Origin of the sequence: Mesorhizobium sp. M4A.F.Ca.ET.022.05.2.1, assembly GCF_003998845.1 — a bacterium.
Taxonomy (GTDB): domain Bacteria; phylum Pseudomonadota; class Alphaproteobacteria; order Rhizobiales; family Rhizobiaceae; genus Mesorhizobium.
The window spans coordinates 1-6,829 of sequence record NZ_RZOJ01000323.1 but is presented as its reverse complement, the minus strand read 5'-3'; the positions used below and the strand labels follow the sequence as shown (position 1 = coordinate 6,829).

Sequence of the window (6,829 nt, the reverse complement as noted above, 5' to 3'; positions counted from 1 at the left end):
AAGGTGCTCTACGCCATCGGCCGCGCCATGCAGCGCCACCAGCGCCTGTTCGCGGTGCTGGAATCAATCGACAACGGTAAGCCGATCCGCGAGAGCCGCGACATCGACGTGCCGCTGGCCATCCGCCATTTCATCCACCATGCCGGCTGGGCGCAGGCGCTGGACAGGGATTTTCCCGATCACAAGGGTGTTGGCGTCGTCGGCCAGATCATTCCCTGGAATTTCCCGCTGCTGATGCTGGCCTGGAAGATCGCCCCGGCGCTCGCCGCCGGCTGCACGGTGGTGTTGAAGCCGGCAGAGTTCACGCCGCTGACCGCTGTCCTGTTCGCGGAGATCTGCGAGCGTGCTGGAGTTCCCAAGGGCGTCGTCAACATCGTCCAGGGCGGGCCGGAAGCGGGTGCGGCGATCGTCAACCATCCCGGCATCCAGAAGATCGCCTTCACCGGCTCCTCCGAGGTCGGCAAGATCATCCGCAAGGCGACCGCCGGATCGGGCAAGAAACTGTCGCTGGAGCTCGGCGGCAAGTCGGCCTTCCTCGTGTTCGAGGACGCCGATCTCGACAGCGCCGTCGAGGGCCTGGTCGACGGCATCTGGTTCAACCAGGGTCAGGTCTGCTGCGCCGGCTCGCGCCTGCTGGTGCAGGAAGGCGTCGCCGATGCCTTCATCGCCAAGGTCAAGGTGAGGATGAGCCGGCTGCGTCTCGGCAGCCCACTCGACAAGAACACCGATATCGGGCCGCTGGTCGACCGCAGCCAGCTCGACCGGGTCAAGGGGCTGGTCGCCGAAGGAGCAAAACAGGGCGCCATCTGCTGGCAGCCGGACGCGGCCTTGCCGTCTTCCGGCTACTACCACCTGCCTACGCTCGCCACCGGTGTTTCGCCGGCTAATATACTTGCCCAGGAAGAAGTCTTCGGCCCGGTGCTGGCAGTCATGAGCTTCCGCAACACCGAGGAAGCGATCGATCTCGCCAACAACACACGCTATGGGCTTGCCGCTTCGGTCTGGAGCGAGAACATCAACCTTGCGCTGCATGTCGCGCCACAGCTGAAGGCCGGCGTCGTCTGGGTCAACGGCACCAACATGTTCGACGCCGCCTGTGGCTTCGGCGGCTACCGCGAAAGCGGTTTTAGCCGCGAGGGCGGACGCGAGGGCATGTATGAATATCTGGCGGCGAAGCTGCCGCTCGGCCCGGTCATCAAGGCAGCGGCTGCCGCTTCAGCTCAGCCTGTTGAACAGGCCGATGGCACCGTCATCGACCGCACGGCAAAGCTGTTCATCGGCGGCAAGCAGGTCCGGCCGGACGGCAACTATTCGCTCGCCATCGCAACCTCCAAGGGCAGGCTTGCCGGCGAAGTGGGTCTCGGCAACCGCAAGGACATCCGGGATGCGGTTTCCGCTGCCCGCGCATGCAAGGCGTGGCCGGAGGCGACCGCATTCAATCGCAGCCAGGTGCTTTACTATCTGGCTGAAAACCTGTCCGGCCGCGCCGACGAGTTCGCCGCCCGTCTGGTCCAGCTGACCGGCGTGACGGCGAAGGCCGCGCGCGAGGAGGTCGAGCAGTCGATCGAACGATTGTTCCTCTATGCCGGCCTGACCGACAAGTTCGAGGGCCGCGTGCACCAGCCGCCGGCGCGCGCCGTCACGCTTGCCCTGCACGAGCCGGTCGGCGTCGTCGGCGTCGTGGCGCCCGACAATCAGCCGCTGCTCGGCTTCATCTCGCTGGTGGCGCCGGCGCTCGCCATGGGCAACACCGTGGTGGCCGTGCCCTCGGAGCGCTATCCGCTGCTGGCCACCGATCTTTATCAGGTGATCGAATATTCCGACATTCCGGCTGGCGCCATCAACATCGTCACCGGCCGCGGCGCCGAGCTCGCCGGCGTGCTGGCCAAGCATGACGATGTCGATGGGCTGTGGGTGTTCGCCGATGCCGAGACCTGCGCCAAGGCGGAGGCCGACTCCATCGGCAACCTCAAGCGCGTCTGGAGCGGCAATGGCCGCGGCCTCGACTGGGCATCGGACGACGCCGCCGGCGAGGCGTTCCTGCGCCGTGCCATCGAGGTCAAGAACGTCTGGGTGCCCTACGGCGATTGACACCTGACCGGTGCGGCGTTTGTCGCAGCCTTCGGGCTTGACGGGTTCGGAAATGTTCTTTACCGAGAAAAAACAATTGGCCTCCAGCAGACAGCGGCTCAGGCGGGACCATAGTGTCCGCCTGGCACATTGCGTCCCGCCTGGCTGCCGCTAAAACGCTCGCGAGAACCTGGAGAGAAAGAATGGCGGATCTGGCAGGCAAGGTGGTTGTTGTCACCGCGGCGGCGCAAGGCATCGGCCGGGCGAGCGCACTGGCTTTCGCCAAGGCCGGCGCCATGGTCCATGCCACCGACATCAACGAGGCGCTGCTCGCCGAACTCGCCAGGACGTCAGGCATCAAGACCCGCAAACTGGACGTGCTCGACGACGCGGCGGTCAACGCCGCGATCGCCGAGATCGGCCCGGTCGACGTGCTGTTCAACTGCGCCGGCTTCGTCCATGCGGGCTCGATCCTCGAGATGAAGGACGCCGACCTCGACTTCGCCTTCAACCTCAATGTGCGCGCGATGATCCGCACCATCCGCGCCGTGCTGCCGGGCATGCTGGAGCGCGGCGACGGATCGATCATCAACATGTCTTCGGTCGCCGGCGCCGGCAAGGGCGTGCCCAACCGTTTCGCCTATGGTGTCACCAAGGCCGCCGTCATCGGCCTGACTAAGGCGATCGCTGCCGACTATGTCGCCAAGGGCATTCGCTGCAATGCCATCTGCCCGGGCACGGTCGAGAGCCCATCGCTGCAGGACCGCATGCATGCGCAGGGGGATTACGAAGCGGCCCGCGCCGCCTTCATCGCCCGCCAGCCGATGGGACGCCTCGGCACGCCGGAAGAAATCGCCGATCTCGCCGTCTACCTGGCCGGCGCCACCTATACGTCAGGGCAGGCCTACAATATCGACGGCGGCTGGTCGATCTGACCTCGGCCCGGAACGTTCGGAGCGGTCCGGATCGAGAACTCTGAAAATCCCGCGCGCCGGCTGCCAGAAGCGGCGTCCGTGCTTGCCCGGGACCGGCGCGATGGGTACGGTCCGCCCGGTTTCCGCAAGGGAGCCGTCGCCTCGGCGGAGAGTTTGCAAACGGCCACGGGCCGCAAGTAGGAGAAAAATCCAGATGAAACTGCTGCGCTATGGCGAGGTGGGGAGCGAACGTCCCGGCCTGCTCGATGCGGATGGGACGATCCGCGACCTCTCGGCCCATGTCGCCGACATTGGCGGCACGGCGCTTCATCCGGAATCGCTGGATAAGCTGTCGAAGCTCGATGCGAAATCGCTGCCGGCGGTTTCCGGCAAGCCGCGCATAGGCGCCTGCGTTGCCGGCACCGGCAAGTTCATCTGCATCGGCCTCAACTATTCCGATCATGCCGCCGAGACCGGCGCCACAGTGCCGCCGGAGCCGATCATCTTCATGAAGGCGAGCTCGGCGATTGTCGGGCCAGACGACGATGTGCTGATCCCGCGCGGCTCAGTCAAGACCGACTGGGAGGTCGAGCTCGGCGTCGTCATCGGCAAGACCGCGAAATATGTCTCGGAAGCCGAGGCTCTGGATTATGTTGCCGGCTACTGCGTCTCGCACGACGTGTCAGAGCGCGCCTTCCAGGCCGAGCGCCAGGGCCAGTGGACCAAGGGCAAGAGCTGCGACACGTTCGGCCCGATCGGCCCCTGGCTGGTCACCAAGGACGAGGTGGCCGACCCGCAGAACATCAAGATGTGGCTAACCGTCAACGGCAAGACGATGCAGAACGGCTCGACCAAGACCATGGTCTACGGCGTCGCCTATCTGGTCTCCTATCTCAGCCAGTTCATGTCGCTGCATCCGGGCGACATCATCTCCACCGGCACGCCGCCCGGCGTCGGCCTCGGCATGAAGCCGCCGGTGTTCCTGAAGGCCGGCGACGTGGTCGAGCTCGGCATCGAAGGGCTGGGCCAGCAGAAGCAGACCTTCAAGGCGGACGCGTAAAGCGCGACCTTGCCTTCTCCCCTTGCGGGAGAAGGTGGCCGCAAAGCGGCCGGATGAGGGGTGTTGGAGCGCTGCCAAGCGCCCGGGATGCCTTCAATCCTAGAGGGCGCACTCCGCTGGAACACCCCTCATCCGTCTCGGCGCTACGCGCCGATCCACCTTCTCCCACAAGGGGAGAAGGCGAGGTCGCGCCTACTTCAGCACCTTCCCATCCGCTCCAAACCGATACGTCTTCGCCGGATCCGGCGTCGCATAGAGCGTCGAGCCGGGCTCGGCGTTGTAGACCCCGAAGATGCGCACGGTGAGCAGCCCGGCCTTCTCGCAGTCGAGATAGAGGTTGGTGTCGGCGCCGAGATGCTCGGCGTGCACCACCGTGCCCTTCCAGGCGCCTGATGTCGTGTCGACGGTCAGGTGCTCGGGCCGTACGCCGACGGTCTTCACCGTCTCGCCGAGCCTGGCGCCGTCGATGAAGTTCATCTTCGGCGAACCGATGAAGCCGGCGACGAATTCATTCGCCGGCGAATTGTAGAGCTCCATCGGGCCGCCGATCTGCTCGATGCGGCCGGCGTTGAGCACGACGATCTTGTCGGCCAGCGTCATCGCCTCGACCTGATCGTGGGTGACGTAGATCATCGTCGCTTTCAGGCGGCGATGCAGCTGCGCGATCTCCAGCCTGGTGTTGACGCGAAGCGCTGCATCGAGGTTCGACAACGGCTCGTCGAAGAGGAACAGCTTAGGCTCGCGCACCACGGCGCGGCCGATGGCGACGCGCTGGCGCTGGCCGCCCGAAAGTTCGGCCGGACGCCGCTCAAGATAGGGCTCCAGCGACAGCATCGCGGAGGCGATGCCGATGCGGCGGTCGATCTCGGCCGCCGGAGTGCCGGCCTGCTTGAGGCCGAGGCTCATATTGTTCTTCACCGTCAGATGCGGATAGAGCGCATAGGTCTGGAACACCATGGCGATGCCGCGCTTGGCGGGCGGCGTGACGGAGACGTCCTGGCCGTCGATCACAACCCGGCCCGAGGTCGAATCCTCAAGCCCAGCAATGACCCTCAGCAGCGTCGACTTTCCGCAGCCGGAAGGGCCGACGAAGACGACGAACTCACCGTCATTGACCTCTAGGTCGATGCCTTTCAGCACCTCGACCGGCCCGAAAGCCTTTTTCACATTCTCGATGTTCAGCGAACCCACGGCAGACCTCCAAATTTATGCGTGGGCGCCAAGGCACCCCCCTCTGTCCTGCCGGACATCTCCCCCTCAAGGGGGGAGATTGGCAGCTTCGTCCAAGGCATCCGCCTTGCAACGTTGGTGATTGGCGAAAGTAGATGCGATAGTCGATCTCCCCCCTTGAGGGGGAGATGGCCGGCAGGCCAAAGGGGGGCGCCGTAGAGTGCAACCTCTGACGATAGTTCCCTTGTCACAACCGCACCACCTTACCGCTGCGCACGCTTTCGTCGGCGGCGAGGCAGACGGCGAGCGACTTGACCGCGTCGTCCATATGCCGGGTGAGGTCGATGTCCTCGCGGATGGCCTTGAGCAGGAAGGCCTGCTCGAGGTCGCAGAGCTCCTGATGGCCGGGCTCGCCTTCCATGGACAGCAACTCGTCCTGTTTCGCGAATCTGCCGTCCGCCCCGGTCGCCGCGCTGTGCAAGCGGATGGTCGAGGTCTTGGTGTGGGTGTCGATGTCGTCGGATTTGATGCCTTCCTTCATGACGATCGACACGCAGCCCTTGGGCGAGATGACGTCCTTCACGAAGAAGGCGGTCTCCGAGATCATCGGACCCCAGCCGGCCTCATACCAGCCGACCGAGCCGTCCTCGAACAGCACCTGCAGGTGGCCGTAATTGTACATCGAAGGCGCGACCTCCTCGGTCAGCCTGACCCCCATGCCGCGCACCTCGACCGGATTGGCATCGGTGATCTGCAGCATGACGTCGAGATAGTGCACCCCGCAGTCGACGATCGGCGACGTCGTCTGCATCAGCTGCTTGTGCGTGCCCCAGGTGTGGCCTGACGATTGCTGGTTGAGGTTCATGCGGAACACGTAAGGACCGCCGAGCTTGCGCGCCTCGGCGATCAGCCTGACCCAGGACGGATGGTGGCGCAGGATGTAGCCGATCACCAGCTTCCTGCCGTTGGCCTTGGCGGCGGCGACGACGCGTTTGGCGTCGGCCACCGTGGTTGCCAGCGGCTTTTCGACAAAGACATGGCAGCCGGCCTCGAACGCCCGCACCGCATAGTCGGCATGACTGTCGGAATAGGTGGCGATCGCGGCAACATCAGGCTTCTCCTCACGCAACGCGTTCTCGAAGGAACGCCTGATGCCGTAGCCCGAGAGCCCTTCCGGCAGCGGCACGTCGGAGCGGTTGACGAGCGCGGCGATCTCGAAGCCCGGATTGGTGTGATAGGCCAGCGCATGGCTGCGGCCCATATTGCCGAGCCCTGCGACGACAACGCGAAGAGGTTTTTGCGAACTCACTTCACGGCTCCCGAGGTGATGCCGCGGATCAGCTGCCGCGAGAAGATGACGTAGAGGATCAGCACCGGCACGATCGCCAACGACAGCGCCGCCAGGATCGCGTTCCAGTTGGTGACGAACTGGCCGAGGAAGAGCTGGGCGCCGAGCGTCACCGTCTTGGTCTCCTCCGACGGCGCGAGGATCAGCGGGAACCACAGGTCGTTCCAGATCGGGATCATGGTGAAGACGGCAACCGTCGCCATGGACGGGCGCACCAGCGGCAGCACCAGCCGGAAGAAGATCGTGTATTCCGACAGACCGTCGATG

General features: G+C 65.0%; 6 protein-coding genes. 3 read left to right on the top strand and 3 right to left on the bottom strand.

The features are described 5' to 3' along the window. From EN745_RS26245 to EN745_RS26235, 3 genes are all read left to right on the top strand, one after another. Positions 1-2,091 (top strand): aldehyde dehydrogenase family protein (locus tag EN745_RS26245; RefSeq protein ID WP_127422615.1); only part of this gene is annotated, 2,091 nt, incomplete at its 5' end. 182 nt (positions 2,092-2,273) lie between these two features. Next, the gene (locus tag EN745_RS26240; RefSeq protein ID WP_126056906.1) at positions 2,274-3,005 is read left to right on the top strand and encodes an SDR family oxidoreductase; all 732 of its coding nucleotides are present in this window, start codon (positions 2,274-2,276) and stop codon (positions 3,003-3,005) included. Between the two features lie 193 nt (positions 3,006-3,198). Continuing rightward, on the top strand, positions 3,199-4,044 hold the full coding sequence (locus tag EN745_RS26235; RefSeq protein WP_127422614.1) for a fumarylacetoacetate hydrolase family protein: 846 nt from the start codon (positions 3,199-3,201) through the stop codon (positions 4,042-4,044). Between the two features lie 192 nt (positions 4,045-4,236). Here the strand turns inward: EN745_RS26235 and EN745_RS26230 are convergent, their stop codons facing one another. From EN745_RS26230 to EN745_RS26215, 3 genes are all read right to left on the bottom strand, one after another. Next, on the bottom strand, positions 4,237-5,235 hold the full coding sequence (locus EN745_RS26230; protein WP_127422613.1) for an ABC transporter ATP-binding protein: 999 nt from the start codon (positions 5,233-5,235) through the stop codon (positions 4,237-4,239). 226 nt (positions 5,236-5,461) lie between these two features. Continuing rightward, entirely contained in the window at positions 5,462-6,523 is a 1,062-nt protein-coding gene (locus tag EN745_RS26220; protein WP_126056909.1) for a Gfo/Idh/MocA family oxidoreductase, read from the bottom strand. Continuing rightward, positions 6,520-6,829 (bottom strand): ABC transporter permease subunit (locus EN745_RS26215; RefSeq protein WP_145992138.1); only part of this gene is annotated, 310 nt, incomplete at its 5' end. The genes EN745_RS26215 and EN745_RS26220, both read right to left, overlap by 4 nt.